Genomic DNA, 14196 nt, shown 5'->3' with positions numbered 1-14196 from the left:
CGGCTCTTATACGGGAAGAACTTTACGAGGTAAGGGTATAAGGCCGGCCGTCTTTCAATAAGAACGACCGGATAGACCTGAAAATATTCGATTACATCCCTGAGCTTGCATATAACTTCCTCAAATCAGCAGCTATATTCTTTTGCATTGCTTCGTTTGTGCCACCACCAATAGAAAGCAAGATTGCATCTCTATGTAATCTTTCTACCGGATATTCTCTACAATAACCATAACCGCCCAATACCTGGATTGCGTTTCTGGAAACTCTTTCCGCCATTTGGGTAGATACTAATTTTGCAGAAGCTGCTCCGAGAGAATTTCGATTTTCAGGATGGATCTTAGAAGCAACGTCATATACCAATGCTCTTGCAGCTTGGTAATCTGCATAAGACTCAGCCAGCAATCTTTGGATCTGTCCGAATTCTATTAACTTCTTATCGAAAGCTTCCCTATGCAGAATTGAATATTCGCACATCACATCTATACAACGTTTCGCAATTCCTAAAGATTGGGCAGCAAGAGTCACTCTTTCAATCTCCAGGTTTCTCATCATATGAGTTAAGGCGCCATCTTCTGCACCGATTAAATTTTCTGCCGGAACTTCCATGTTCTCAAAGATCAACTGAGTAGTTGGGGAAGATCTCATCCCCATCTTCTCTTCTTTTTTACCAAAACTAAATCCAGGATAAGAACTCTCTACGATGAAGGAAGTAGTTCGTTTAGAGTCTTTGCTAGTTTTTGCATATACTAAGAATACCTGACCAACGATCCCGTTTGTGATAAACTGCTTTCTGCCGTTTAACACAAATTTATCACCTTTACGAGTGGCGACAGTTGTCATTCCAAGAACGTCAGTTCCTGCACCAGGTTCCGTCATACCCATTCCGCCGATCCATTCCCCAGAAAGAACCTTAGGCATGTATTTTGCTCTTTGAGCAGGATTTCCGCTGTGAAAGAAATTGTTTACGAAAAGTACTTCATGAGCTAAATATGATAGAGTAAATCCAGGATCATAAGCAGAGAATTCCTCATGGATGATCACGCTCGCGACTGGATCCAGTCCCATTCCCCCATCTTCTTGAGGAACTGTAACTCCGAATATTCCTAATTCAGCTCCTAATCGACGGAATAGATCCTTATTAAAAGATTCTTCGTCGTCATGATCCTTTGCTTGCAGATCCAAATTCTCTTTAGCAAAAGCACTTACATTCTCCCTCAGAGAAAGATGATCATCAGTTGGATTATATAGATCTATTTTTTTTTCTTGGATTCCCTTCATTCTAATGCCCTATGCAATTTCAACTTAAGTATTTTGGACCCGCTGTAAATTGCAACCGAGTTACTGAACTCAAATACATTTAAAAAGAACCAAATCTCGATCTTCAAATACAAGCTTTACAATTCGAGGATACGATAATATTTCGTATAGAGTAGGCAATGGCTTCGTTGGTAAATTTATTATTCTTTTTAGGCCTTATCCTAAATACTTTTTTTATATCAGCCATTCTTCATAAAAAAGGTCTCTCACAACCCTTTGCCAGAAACCTAATCTCCTTTACTCTCTCCATCTTATTAGCTGGTTCCATTTCCCTTCTATTAGTTTCCATTAAGTCTTATAAGATCCTTTCTGTCGTATTGATCCAATATTTGATTTCTGGATTGTTTATCGGATACATACTCTTTTATAAAATTCGCCTCCAACCAAAACCGATCACTGTTCGTAATAATTCCAAAAATATAATTACTAAGATTATCCTAACCTTATTACTCTTATGTGCAGGCTTGATGTACTCTTTTTTTCCTATCGAGTATATTAAAGGAGATAGGGACCACGGAGTATATATTGTTTTCGGAAGTCATATCCAGAAAACAGGTGGCTTAAATTTTGATGATCCCCGTTACCAAGATCTCACCCAGATCTTGGAGGATAATATAATTTATGGCTACCCCGCAATTCACTCTGATCAGTCACCTTCCGCTCCAGGCGGCTCCCTTTCCCCTCGCTTCTTTCCCCTCCTCCCTACTTACTTAGCCCTATTTGCAGATCTATTCGGTCTAGATGGAATGTTCCGAGTGAACTCAATATTCGGTATATTGTCCTTAGCCTTTATATTTCTGATTGTGAAAAAATGGATAGGGCCTTGGGGAGCATTGATCGCAGTCTTTTTCTGCGCATTCAATCCTGCTCAACTTTGGAATGTTAGAACTACCTTATCCGAACCATTAGGGCAATTTTTGATCTTATTCTCTTCTTGCTTAACTCTTTATTTTTTCCGGAAGAATAACGGGTGGATGTTCTTTGCAGGAGGAGTTTTAGGTTTAAGCAGTTTTAATAGGATCGACAGCTTAATATATTTTCCTGCAATTGTGCTTTTTATAAGTTATTTATTATTCTTAAGAAAAAAATCTCTATGGAAAGGACTTAACTTTCTATTTGGATATTCAGCGATTTCGATCTTAGGTGTTCTGTACGGATACATCAACTCCAAACCGTATATGGTCGATCTTTGGAAAAGCAAACAATTGCTGAAATTAACTTTCCTCTGTGTTTGTTCTTCTATTTTATTATTCGGGCTTTTATTCTTCTCTAATTTAAAAATAGGAAAACGAGTGATCGAATTGTGTAACAAGACGGTCCTCAGTAATAGAAAGATATTAAGAGTGTCGATTCTCTCCTTATTGTTTCTCTTAATCATATTCGTTTATTCTATTCAACCAATGATCAGCACCGCACAGAATCTAACTGATTCCCTTTTCTTTAAAAAGAATAGTTTTATATTCTTCTTATTTTATGTTCCTATTCTCCTAGTATTATTCGGAATAGGAGGATACGATCTAATATTATTCAGGAAACAATCTTCTGGGTCGTTAATATTTCTACTATTAGGTTCACTTCTATCTTTTGTTTATCTTTATGACCCGAGTATTTTTCCAGATCATTACTGGGTATCAAGACGTTGGGTTTTGTTCCCAGTTCCATTTGCCTATATCATGGGAGTCATGGGACTTTATTCTTTACCTATCAAAAGACAAATCATTAAGTTCACTCTAATTACCTTTGTCTTTGCAGGTTGTATATATGATATTTATAATAGAGATAAATTGATCTTATTTGAAAGAATGTTGTCAGGTTACTCAGAAGAATTCGAAAGATTATCAAAATCTCTTCCAAAAGAGAATTCTATTTATTTTACTAAAAAAGCAGATCTCGCAAGCCCTCTTCGTTATCTAAGCGGAAGAGATACGTATCTTATCCGCAAGACCCGTCCTTTTTTAGAGAAAGCACACCAATTGATCGAATCTGGCTGGAATGTTTATCTAATTGATGAGGATGCTAATCTGGAAGATCAATCAGTTACTTTAGAAAAAGTGGATAAAGTAAGTTTAGAAGGAAATTTCCCAATAGAAACCGTAAATCGTTATCCAAATACTCTTATACATAAAGGAAGCTTTTTACAAGTTTATAAAGTAGGATTAAATCAGAAAGCCCCTACTCCGGCAAAAAGATTAACCTCAATAGATCCTAGCCAATTCACATATATATTGACAACAGTTAAGTCAGAACGTAAAAACCAATCGAACCTTTACGAAGAAGTAAAAGCCTACAATTATTACATTCCGAAAGATCCAAAAGGAAAGTTCCGAGTAGAATTCGAAGGAGAAGGCCTTAGCCAAGCGACTTTCAGCGTGGCCGCTAATGAATCTTCCTCTGTAATCTTTCCGGAATCTTCAGGAATTGGGAATGATAAAAAGATGAGTATCGAATTCTCTGTAGAAAATCCGGAAACGGACGATGTAATGATCAGGTTCCGCACCCAAAAAAACAGACAAGTAATTCTAAAATCCCTGCAATTATCTAGAATTCCTTAAATGAGGATAAATATGCTGTATTCTGTCGTATTAACTTTAGTTTGCCTTCTCGCTTTGGTTCTCGCGATCCGCAATCTAGGAAAATTTCCCAATAGTTTAGAAGAGATCCAATCAGAGATTGAGGCCTCATTCGCTACCCCATTTAGCGGAAAGTCATGGATCTGGTTCTTATTTCTGATTAGCTTTTTCCTTTTGCCGTTTTTCTGGGGCTTAACCTTCTTCCTTCAATCTGATGCGAATGTATTGGTTATCATTTTAGGATTATTTTGGATCTATTTTTGGAGCAGAACACTCATTCTGTTTCGATAGGCGAGATTTCCCGAATACGTGCAAAAAAGTAGTTTGCACTCAAGCTTTTCAGAAATTTCGTGTTTATAGCCCTATTAATTTGGAGAACGAAAGTTCATGAAGATCATCGTTTTAGTGAAACAGGTGCCTGACACCGAAACGAATATCAAAGTCGGGGACAAGTCCATCAATGAAGCCGGAATTAAATGGATTATCTCTCCGTACGACGAATTCGCAATTGAAGAAGGACTTAGATTACGCGAGAAAAATGGTGGAGAGGTTATCGCAGTCTCTCTAGGACCAGATCGCGTTCAAGAGTCATTACGCCAAGCATACGCAATGGGAGCGGACCGTGCCGTTCAGATCAAAGTGGACAACTACGTTCCTTTTGATACCGTTTTAACCGCAGAATTGATCGCAAACTTCGCGAAAGCTGAAAATGCAGACATCATCATCGGCGGACGCCAATCTATCGATAGCGATAGTTCCCAAGTAGTAATCCAAGTTGCAGAAGGATTAGGAATTGCTCATATTTCTTTCGCAGTTAGTTTAGAGATTAGCGGAACTTCCGTAAAAGCTACTAAAGAGGTAGAAGGTGGAAGCCAAGTTGTGGAAACCAGCCTACCAGTAGCAATCACTGCTCAAAAAGGATTAAACGAACCTCGTTATCCTAACCTAAAAGGTTTGATGGCTGCTAAGAAGAAGCCTATCGAAACCAAAACGCCTGCAGATTTAGGAAATCCTGCAAGTAAGATCGAAGTAGTAGCATTGGAGCCACCTCCACCTCGTATTCCTGGTCGCAAGTTAGAAGCGGCTGATGCGAAAGGTTATGCTGAACAATTAGTAAAAGCACTTCGCGAAGAAGCTAAGGTTATCTAAGGAGAACACCCGTGAGCAACGTTTTAATCGTAGGCGAACTCAAAAACGGAGAACTCAAAAAGATCTCCAAAGAAATCACTTCCGCTGGCCGCAAAATTGCGGACTCACTCGGAGGAAAAGTAATCGCTCTTCTCATAGGATCCGGAGTTGAAAAATTCGCAGGAGACCTAGGAGCAGTAGGAGCAGACAGCGTAGTTACTGTAAATGCAGGTGACTTCAACGCGGAAACTTGGGCGAATTTAGTAGCCGGAGTTATTAAGGAAAAAAATCCTTCCGTAGTTTTAGTTCCTCACACTTCTCAAGGAAAAGATTATTCTCCAAGAGTAGCTGTAAAAGTAGGAGCAGGAATCGTAGCTGATGCAGTAGGTCTTTCAGTAGACGGCGGAAAAGTAGTAGCTAAGAAGCCAATCTATTCCGGAAAAGCATATGGTAATTTCAAAGTTACCAGCCCAATCGCTATCTTCACTGTTCGTCCGAACTCTCAAGAAGTAGTACAAAAAGCTGGAGCAGGAGCTGCTGAAGCTGCAAGTCCATCCGCAGGAGACGCGAAAGTTAAAATCGTTTCTTCCGATCTAAGCGGCGGAAACAAAGTTCAATTGGCAGAAGCTTCTATCATCGTATCTGGCGGACGCGGAATTAAAGGACCTGAAAACTGGCCTGTTCTCCAAGGTTTGGCGGACATTTTAGGCGCAGCTTTAGGAGCTTCCCGTGCTGCGGTCGATGCAGGCTGGATTTCTCATAGCCATCAAGTGGGTCAAACTGGTAAAACCGTTTCCCCGAACTGCTATATCGCATGCGGAATTTCCGGAGCGATCCAGCACTTGGCAGGAATGGGCTCTTCCAAGTATATCGTGGCTATTAACAAGGATGGAGACGCTCCAATCTTCAAAGTAGCTACCTACGGAGTCGTAGGGGACCTTTTTGAAGTCGTACCGGCACTGACCGACGAGTTTAAAAAAGTACTTGGATAATTTCGTCTAATGAAGCCATAGTAGGAACGATTATGGCTTCATCCAAGGGTATCTTATCCTTTTTGGGTGCCGCAGCTCTACTGGTCTGCGGCACTTCTATTTTATCCGATCCTGGCAAGGAACGGTTGAGCAGCGTCATCGGAAAGATGGCCGAAATTTCCAGCTTTCGGGCGAGTATTACGATCAATAACGAACTCACCGGAACTCTTTCTTATCAAAGACCAAATCATATACATGTAAAATTCTCCGATGGAAGGGTAATTGCTTCCAACGGGCGTTATCTTTGGTTTTATTCCCCTTCCAGAGGAATTGTAGGAAAACAAGACGTAAAAGGTATGACCGGTGGAATGGCCGGCCTTCTTTCGGGATACGAAGAAGTAACTCCAGTAGGAGGTTCACTTCGACTTAAATCCACGACTAGGACTTACGAAGAGATCGTAGTCACCTTAGGTCCGGATAATACTCCTCGTTCTCTCAGAATGAAGAGCAGATCCACCGGAGAATATACCTCCGTAAGTTTTTCCGGAGTCCAAACCGGTATAGGTTTACCTGCGTCTCTCTTCAATTTCGGAGCACCTTCGAACGCGCAAATTGTGGAGAACCCGCTTAACGAGAGGGAATAAGTTTGTCTACTTCTCGCACAGACGCCCATAAGGTCTTCGCAGATCTATATCGCAAGACACGTTCTCCGGAACACCAACAGAAGATAGACGAAGTCATACAAAAATCGAACGATATCTTTATTCGCATCGACTTGATGAAAAAAGTCGATGAAGAGTTCGAGCAGAAGAAGAAAGAAGAATCGGGCAAAAAACCTGAAGAAGAAGATAAATCTTCCAAATCAGCTTCATCTTCCTCCTCTTCTAAAACAGCACCTAAACCTGTAAAAAAACAGCCTGATGCAGGACCTGGTCTCGGATTTCTTGCTAACCTTTTTGGTGGGAATGCGAGTATTACAAAATTTGCAAAAGATACCGGAACTGTAGAAGTAGGTTTCTTAGGAAGAAATTCCAAGATCGCTCCTTCTGTAGAAAGATTATTCAAAGCATTAAAAGAAGACCAGATCATTTCCACATTACAAGCTCTCAGACTTGCGGAAAGCCAAGGCTGGAGACATTGGAGACCTTTGGTCTATAATGTAGTCTTGAATTTTAATAAATTCTTTAATAACTTCATCTCACTAGATTCACTCTTCATAGATGAAATTTCTCCAGAGATCTTCCTGAACAGATCTTTGAAGATGCAGATGTACTATGCACGTCATCTTTCCAGAAACGATGCCAGAGATATTATTCTAGGCCACGTTCCAGAATTAGTGAAAAAGGACGAAAAATTATCCGTTAAACTTCCTTCTATCATCTCCGGATTAAATTACGGATTAAATCTGGAAAACGGAAGACCTAAACTTACGGACGCAATCCGCGCATTCTATGTTGTCTCAAACAAAAAAGTGATTGGTTGGGAAGAAATATTAGATTCCTTGAATGTTCCTCCGATTAACGAGACCAAATTCCAAGGATCGCCTGATATCACCAAAGAAGTAGAAACAACATTGATCAAATTGTCAGATGATATTCTGACTAGGATGAATAAGAAGGAAGAGCTACACGGACTAAGACAACGTTATTTCAAAATAGATGATAACGGAAAGATCTCCTTTGATTTTTTGAATGGGGTCGTTGACGATTATTTCGCCCACCATATGCCGGAGAATATGAACTCGGCAGCATTCAAATCTTCCTACAAAGGAATGCCTCATAAGCTAATCCATATACTTCTCCGCGACTTTCAATCTTGTTACACTCCTATTTTAGAAGGAACAGTCAAGATAGGGACCAAAAACCATAACAGAGACATATTGGTAACTCAACCAGGTTTATTCAAAACGGAAATAGAAGAGATCAATAATCTTCTGAGACAATTGGATGCTTTTAATAAGAAGTATCCAAGCTTTCAGTATACCTTCTCCAATTTTAACCAAAACACCTCCGGCGGATCCGTAGAAGACCAGATCACAGTAAATTTATTAAGATTACTTTCAGAAGCTTCGGCCTTCATGGGAAAATTCGCAGAGAAGATCAACGTTCTGGTTGAGAACCACCTTTTGGCAAAAGATTATGAAGCCAAAGGACAGCTGAACGAAAGAGTTTTAGCTTCTAAAGAAAAAATATTAGAAGAAGTGAAAGTACTTCATCGATTTATACCATATTATGATTCCACGATGGTTTCCGGAAACCGTTTGAACGGTAAAACTTTGGAATACGTTTTTGTGGATATGGCGCAGTTATTATTTAACTATGCGGTCATCTATAAAGACAAATTTACTGTAAACAAGCTAACAGCTCACAGAAAGTTGGATGCAGAACTTAGCGCCTTAAAAGCAGAGTATGAACGCCTTTCCGGAAAAACTTTCGACGATCCACAAAACCGATTCGGCTCCTCGGAGGAACAATGAGGATATTGACCGGGGTACAACCTTCTGGTAAATTACATTTAGGAAATTACTTCTCTGTTATACGCAAGTTAGTCGATTATCAAAACAAGTCCGATCTATTCTGTTTCGTAGCTGATTTGCATGCATTAACCACTTTCAGTTCCGCAAAAAACCAAACAGAAAATACGTATGACGCTGTTTGCGATTTTTTAGCCTTAGGAATTGACCCAGACAAATGTGCTTTTTGGATCCAGTCAGAAGTTCCGGAAGTCACTGAACTTACCTGGTATTTGAGCATGTCCATCACAGTTCCTAAATTGGAATTGGCACATTCTTATAAAGACAAAGTTGCAAAGGGAATCGTTCCAAGCGGCGGTCTTTTCTTTTATCCAGTTTTAATGGCGGCTGACATTCTCGCATTTAATAGCGATAAGGTTCCGGTTGGAAAAGACCAAAAGCAACATTTAGAATATGCAAGAGATATTGCAGAGAAGTTCAACTCCCAATACGGAGAAACCTTCAAACTTCCTGAACCTGAAATAGACGAAGAGACTGCTATCGTGCCCGGAGTGGACGGAGCAAAAATGTCCAAGTCCTACGGAAATACGATCAACTTTTTCGACGACGAGAAGAAGTTGAAAAAATCAGTAATGGGTATTTTGACAGATTCTGCAGGAGTGGATGAATCAAAGGATTATGAGAAAAGTATAATATATGCTATCCATTCTCTTTTCCTGAACGAATCAGGCAAAAAAGATCTACAATCCAAATTTACTAATCCTGGGACCGGTTACGGAGATCTTAAAAAAGCATTATTAGAAACGGTCCTAGATTATTTCGGACCTTATCGAAAGGAAAGAGAGAAAATCGCGGCAGATCCTGCTTATGTAAGGTCCGTCATGAAAAAAGGATCCGACAAGGCTAGATCGGCTTCTTCTCAGATCTTAGATAATGTACGAGGAAAGTTAGGGATCGGGATCTCAAAAGTTTCGGTTTAAAATCAAATCTTGTAGCGGAATGAGAATTCCGCGCACAATTCCAATCTTTCAGAACAAGTATTCGTATGGGCGAATACTTGGAACAAAACTACCAGGACTGGATCCCTTCTTCTCTATTTTCCTACTTGGTTCTCGGGCTTCTATCCACTTTATTCTTAGACGTTTTCTTTCCGGACCTGGTCTTAGTTTGGACCTCATTACATTCAATTAATATAATACTTTTTTCACTTTTATTCTTAGGGAAAAAGATCTCATGTTTTTCCTGGGGAGTAATTCTATTTTTTGTTTTAGCAATCTGCGGTTACACAAAAAGATCCGCTCCTTTTTTAGAAAAATCCAGTTCCTGGAAAAAGGAATTCTCCCAAAAAATCAATCAAACCTTGGATAGAGCAAAGATAGAAGGAAGAGCCAGGGAAATTTCATTAGGTTTAGTTTTAGGAGACGCAAAAGGTTTAGATAAAGAATTTAAGAAGAATGCTAGAGAAGGAGGAATATTACATCTATTCGCTGCCTCCGGTCTACATTTGGGAATTTTGATCGGATGTATGTTTGCTATTCTAAAACGAATACCTTTTCTAGGATATTATTTCCCTAGAATACTTCCAGTCTTGCTCGGACTTTTATATTTAGCTTGTTTAGGTTTTCCAATTTCGCTTGCGAGGGCTTGGATATTTTCTACATGGATACTTTTACAATCTTTGTTTTTTAGAAAATCTAAACCTGCAGATCTATTGATCTCGTCCGCCGGATTAGTGTATATTTGGGATCCCTCTCGGTCCTTTGGAGTTTCTTTTTTACTTTCTTTCGGCGCAGTTTCAGGCATTCTACTTTTACTTCCCTGTTTTCAAAAATGCCTCCCTCCAACTTCAGAAGATAAAACGATCTTAAGCAGGTTTATTGGATTTTGGAGAGAAAATCTTTTAGTTTCTTTATCCGCAGGGATTGGAACCTTACCCTCTTTAATTTATTATTTTGGATCTTATAGTTTCGGGTCGCTTGGCTTAAATCTGATCTTGGTCCCAATCTGCGGGATCTTACTTCCTCTATTATATTTTTCTTTAATATTAGAATCGGTGTATTTTTCCTTATTAGCCATGCCCATTTGGAAAATCGTTATATTCCTTTTAGAAATTATAGAAAAAACAACACTCTATTGGGGAAAATCACATTGGAATTGGGTTCATTATTATAGAGGAAACACAAAGTTTTTCGGATTGGGGGTCTGGTTCTTATTTCTCATCTTTTTGTTTCTCTGGAAATTATTTCCCACTGATAAACCGGAAAATTGTAAATTAGATCTTTTTAATACTTCTAATGACAAAAATCTCAGAACAACAGCTCTAAAATGGATCTGGCTCCTGGGATTTTTTATCTGTTGTGGATTTCAATTTTTACTAGCAAATTCTTCTAGTTGGATACGACTTCCGGATTCATTTTTCGGCGATCGATTCATATTATTCCTACAAGAAAAAAACAGATTAGTTCTCGCGGGAAAATGTAAATATAGCTCCAAAATTTTATATAAGTCCATAGGAAAAGATCCGGAAAGATTCTGCGGAAATTCTAAATCGCTGGAGATTTACATAGAACATGAGTCCTGCCTGGAATGGGTCTCCGAATGTCTAAAAAGAAATCAAAGTTTATCGCTAAAATACGGGGGAAAAGAAAAACCAAAAATGGCAGGCTTTGAAAATTGGATCTTAATTCCGAAATTAGTAGAATTCCATCTGCCAGAGCCTGAGCAAAAATTAATCCGATTCGAAGTTGGAAAAGATTCATTCTTAACACTGGCAAAACAAACGAAAAGTGGACAAGGGATCATACTCATTGTCCCAAGATTCGGGATCAAAGAAGATCTGAGAGAATGGAATCGATTCAGAAAACAGCTTGGAATCGCGCCCGGTTGGAAGTTTATTGGAAGTGATGAGCTCCCCGGTATACCCGTTTTATAAGCCAAATGTGATCCGGGAATTTTTATCAGAGAGATCTTCTGCTCCGCTCAAAAAATGGGGACAAAACTTTCTCATTGATCCAAACGCAGTAAAAACTTTGTTCTCCAGCGCAGAGCCTGAACTTCTACAAAAATCTGAACTGATAATAGAAATCGGCCCAGGCCTGGGAGCACTTTCCCATATTCTCTACGGACTCGGAAAAAAGCTGAGATTATATGAGATCGATCCAGTATATTATAAATGGCTAAATGAGTTTCTTCCTGGAACTGAAATTATTTTAGGAGATGCAAGAGATACCCTGTCGGATCAGGAAAATAGCACCTGCTTTCTATTCGGCAATCTTCCTTATTATATCACTTCCGAACTCATACTTCTTTCCTTGGAAAAACTTCCGAATTTGCAAGGAGCAGTCTTCTTGGTCCAAAAAGAATTCGCTCAAAGAATCACCAAGGAAATCTCTTCCCTGTCTATTTATGCAGGGGCTTACGGAAAATTCCAAAGTAAGAAGACAATCAAAGCCGGATGTTTTTATCCTTCTCCCAATGTGGATTCAAGTGTTCTTACATTTGTTTCTAACAAAAGATTTCTAAAAAAAGAGTCTTACCAAGTTTTAGAAATTTTATGCAGAACATTATTTTGGGGAAAAAGGAAAAAGATAGGCTCTTCTATCAAAGAAGCACCTTTAGATTCCTTTTATCCAAACGGACTTCCTCTTCAAATTTCAGAAGAAAATTTAAGATCTAAATTAAAAGAATGTATAGAATCTGCAGGAATCTCTTTAGATAAAAGACCAGAGGAATTAAAAGCTGAAGATTTTTATAAAATTGTAGATCTTTTTCAGATTGATTAAAAAGAGCAGAGGCAAATCTCCCCTGCTCTTTCGAAATTTAGCGATACCTTTCTCGGTCTCGCTGCTGTTGCATTCTTTTCTGTTCTTTGTGGATGGATTTCCACTTCGCTTTCTGTTCTCTGAATTCAACTGAATTTGGAGCGCTCAAGTTCGCAGTCCTTTCTAATTCTCTCTTGAGCTTCAGATAACTTTTGAATCTTTCTTCCGAAATTTTTCCGGACTCAATAGCAAATTTTACTCCACAATCAGGTTCACTCATATGTGAACAATCTTGGAATTTACAATTTTCTGCTGCTTCGAAAATCTCAGGAAATGTTTCTTCCAATCCGGAGCCGTCGGACCAGAGTTGGATCTCCCTCATACCCGGAGTATCCAAGATCCAAGCACCAGAATCTAATCGGAACATCCACCTATTCGTTGTGGTATGCCTTCCCTTAGAATCTGATTCTCTGACTTCGTTTACTGATCTGATCTTTTCTCCGATCAGTAAATTGAGAAGAGAAGATTTACCTACTCCGGACGATCCTATAAAAGCAGAAGTAGATCCGTCTTTCCAAAACCTTTCCAGTTCTTCCAAACCTTCTTTTTTATGATTGGAAACTGAAAATACTTCCACACCAGGACAAGATTTTCGAACGATGTCGATCTTCTCCTTTAACTCTTCTTCTCTACCCGCATACAAATCTTTCTTGGTAAGTACCACAACGGGGGTAGCCTTACTTTCCCAAATCTGTATCAGAGTTCTTTCCAATCTTCTTGGTTGGAAGTCTCCATCCAAACCATGTAAAAGAAAAATTCGATCCATATTCGCACAGATCGGATCCGGCTTTAAAGTTTCTCCCTTGGTTTTTCGTACGAGTAAACTTCTTCTAGGTAGAACCTTATGGATTAGATATTCTTCTCCACTTAACTTTGTAGCAAGAACCCAATCTCCTGCAACTGGTAGATCTAAACTAGATTCTGCATTAAAACGAAGTGCGCCGGTTAACGTTCCGGTACCTTCTTCTTTTATACTTCCTAGTTCGAGTCGAAACTCTTGTCCTTGTTCTCCGATAATTCTCGCAGCGACCGGTTCGGAGACACCTAGATCCTCTGAAATTTTGATAAATTCTTTTTCTCTATCCGCATCCCATACGGATAAATTCAAAGATGGTTGTTGGTCCATTTATTTTGCCCAAACCTATATGCATAGGTAGTCTATAAGACTATTTCATGTAACTCCCTCGTGAAACGAAGGTCCTTTGGGGAAAAGGTTGTAAACAATTAGGCAATCATATGCAAACTTAATCTTTAGACTCTCGGTTATAATTAGAGTTGTAAAGTTTTTTTTAAGGGAAAAGAGAAAGCATCGGATTAAAAGTCAAATCGAACGAACTAGTTCAATTTTTTTCTTTGGCCGGAGAAACCTCCACTCTATACTCGGCATTATATGGCGAGTGATCACAAAAAAGAAACTAATCTTATAGATTCGGCTTTTGCTTATTATTTTTCCAGAACGGATCGTCTATTGCGTCTTCATTTCAGCAAGTTAATGTCTGATCACGAAACGGATCTAACCGTAGAGCAATGGTTTCTATTGAATCGTCTTTCACTCTTTAAATCCGTTTCCCAAACAGATCTCGTAGACAAAACTTTCAAAGACAGGCCAAATATCACACGGCTTTTGGATGGCTTGGAGAAGAAGGGCCTGGTAGTTCGCCAAGATAATCCGGATGATCGCAGAAAGTTCACCATCTCCATCACCAAAGCAGGCAAATCTCTATTAGAGAAGACGATCCCATTCATGTTAGAAGCCCGAAAAATCGTGTATAAGGGCTTAAAAGCGGAAGATTTAGAAGTATTGAAGACAATCTCTGAGAAAATAGAAAAGAATATCCTCCAAAATTGGGATTTATCGGATATTATCCCAAAATAAACAGAACAAAAAAAAGAATCGTCCGTCATAATTGTATAA

General features: G+C 39.1%; 12 protein-coding genes. 10 read left to right on the top strand and 2 right to left on the bottom strand.

Annotated features, from left to right (window positions below; genetic code table 11):
* Positions 1-91: 91 nt before the first annotated feature.
* Positions 92-1279 carry an acyl-CoA dehydrogenase family protein gene (locus tag B1C82_RS12755; RefSeq protein ID WP_086447922.1) on the bottom strand — a complete coding sequence of 396 codons (1188 nt, stop codon included), beginning with the start codon at positions 1277-1279 and terminating at the stop codon, positions 92-94.
* A 158-nt stretch (positions 1280-1437) separates the two neighbouring features.
* Here B1C82_RS12755 and B1C82_RS12750 point away from each other — a divergent pair, with 158 nt between their 5' ends.
* The 9 genes from B1C82_RS12750 to rsmA all read left to right on the top strand — a co-directional run bounded on the left by B1C82_RS12750 (position 1438) and on the right by rsmA (position 12242).
* Complete coding sequence (locus B1C82_RS12750) at positions 1438-3870, top strand: glycosyltransferase family 39 protein (RefSeq protein WP_086447921.1); 2433 nt, start codon at positions 1438-1440, stop codon at positions 3868-3870.
* 12 nt (positions 3871-3882) lie between these two features.
* Complete coding sequence (locus B1C82_RS12745) at positions 3883-4179, top strand: LIC10362 family protein (protein ID WP_086447920.1); 297 nt, start codon at positions 3883-3885, stop codon at positions 4177-4179.
* Positions 4180-4275: 96 nt separating this feature from the next.
* Complete coding sequence (locus B1C82_RS12740) at positions 4276-5037, top strand: electron transfer flavoprotein subunit beta/FixA family protein (protein WP_086447919.1); 762 nt, start codon at positions 4276-4278, stop codon at positions 5035-5037.
* An 11-nt stretch (positions 5038-5048) separates the two neighbouring features.
* Complete coding sequence (locus tag B1C82_RS12735) at positions 5049-6008, top strand: electron transfer flavoprotein subunit alpha/FixB family protein (protein ID WP_086447918.1); 960 nt, start codon at positions 5049-5051, stop codon at positions 6006-6008.
* Positions 6009-6040: 32 nt separating this feature from the next.
* The gene (locus B1C82_RS12730) at positions 6041-6631 is read left to right on the top strand and encodes a LolA family protein (protein ID WP_086447917.1); all 591 of its coding nucleotides are present in this window, start codon (positions 6041-6043) and stop codon (positions 6629-6631) included.
* A 2-nt stretch (positions 6632-6633) separates the two neighbouring features.
* Positions 6634-8463: a hypothetical protein gene (locus B1C82_RS12725; RefSeq protein ID WP_086447916.1), complete on the top strand. Its 1830-nt coding sequence runs from the start codon at positions 6634-6636 to the stop codon at positions 8461-8463.
* Positions 8460-9440 carry a tryptophan--tRNA ligase gene (gene trpS, locus B1C82_RS12720; protein WP_086447915.1) on the top strand — a complete coding sequence of 327 codons (981 nt, stop codon included), beginning with the start codon at positions 8460-8462 and terminating at the stop codon, positions 9438-9440. The genes B1C82_RS12725 and trpS overlap by 4 nt, the downstream gene beginning before the upstream one ends.
* Before the next feature lie 65 nt (positions 9441-9505).
* Complete coding sequence (locus B1C82_RS12715) at positions 9506-11392, top strand: ComEC/Rec2 family competence protein (protein WP_086447914.1); 1887 nt, start codon at positions 9506-9508, stop codon at positions 11390-11392.
* On the top strand, positions 11364-12242 hold the full coding sequence (gene rsmA, locus B1C82_RS12710; protein ID WP_167373762.1) for a 16S rRNA (adenine(1518)-N(6)/adenine(1519)-N(6))-dimethyltransferase RsmA: 879 nt from the start codon (positions 11364-11366) through the stop codon (positions 12240-12242). The genes B1C82_RS12715 and rsmA overlap by 29 nt, the downstream gene beginning before the upstream one ends.
* A gap of 37 nt (positions 12243-12279) precedes the next feature.
* On the opposite strand, the gene rsgA is transcribed toward rsmA, so the two are convergent.
* On the bottom strand, positions 12280-13407 hold the full coding sequence (gene rsgA / locus B1C82_RS12705) for a ribosome small subunit-dependent GTPase A (protein ID WP_086447912.1): 1128 nt from the start codon (positions 13405-13407) through the stop codon (positions 12280-12282).
* A gap of 366 nt (positions 13408-13773) precedes the next feature.
* Here rsgA and B1C82_RS12700 point away from each other — a divergent pair, with 366 nt between their 5' ends.
* Positions 13774-14157, top strand: a complete 384-nt coding sequence (locus tag B1C82_RS12700; RefSeq protein WP_234008297.1) for a MarR family winged helix-turn-helix transcriptional regulator — start codon at positions 13774-13776, stop codon at positions 14155-14157.
* Positions 14158-14196: the final 39 nt, after the last annotated feature.

It is taken from the genome of Leptospira venezuelensis (assembly GCF_002150035.1).
GTDB classification, from domain to species: domain Bacteria; phylum Spirochaetota; class Leptospiria; order Leptospirales; family Leptospiraceae; genus Leptospira_B; species Leptospira_B venezuelensis.
This window is presented reverse-complemented; position numbering and strand designations above follow the sequence as displayed.

What these genes read in the sequence shown, in the direction of transcription:
- B1C82_RS12755 (WP_086447922.1), bottom strand. Translation starts at nt 1,279, where the DNA reads ATGAAGGGAATCCAAGAAAAAAAAATAGATCTATATAATCCAACTGAT.
- B1C82_RS12750 (WP_086447921.1), top strand. Translation starts at nt 1,438, where the DNA reads ATGGCTTCGTTGGTAAATTTATTATTCTTTTTAGGCCTTATCCTAAAT.
- B1C82_RS12745 (WP_086447920.1), top strand. Translation starts at nt 3,883, where the DNA reads ATGCTGTATTCTGTCGTATTAACTTTAGTTTGCCTTCTCGCTTTGGTT.
- B1C82_RS12740 (WP_086447919.1), top strand. Translation starts at nt 4,276, where the DNA reads ATGAAGATCATCGTTTTAGTGAAACAGGTGCCTGACACCGAAACGAAT.
- B1C82_RS12730 (WP_086447917.1), top strand. Translation starts at nt 6,041, where the DNA reads ATGGCTTCATCCAAGGGTATCTTATCCTTTTTGGGTGCCGCAGCTCTA.
- trpS (WP_086447915.1), top strand. Translation starts at nt 8,460, where the DNA reads ATGAGGATATTGACCGGGGTACAACCTTCTGGTAAATTACATTTAGGA.
- B1C82_RS12715 (WP_086447914.1), top strand. Translation starts at nt 9,506, where the DNA reads ATGGGCGAATACTTGGAACAAAACTACCAGGACTGGATCCCTTCTTCT.
- rsmA (WP_167373762.1), top strand. Translation starts at nt 11,364, where the DNA reads ATGAGCTCCCCGGTATACCCGTTTTATAAGCCAAATGTGATCCGGGAA.
- rsgA (WP_086447912.1), bottom strand. Translation starts at nt 13,407, where the DNA reads ATGGACCAACAACCATCTTTGAATTTATCCGTATGGGATGCGGATAGA.
- B1C82_RS12700 (WP_234008297.1), top strand. Translation starts at nt 13,774, where the DNA reads ATGTCTGATCACGAAACGGATCTAACCGTAGAGCAATGGTTTCTATTG.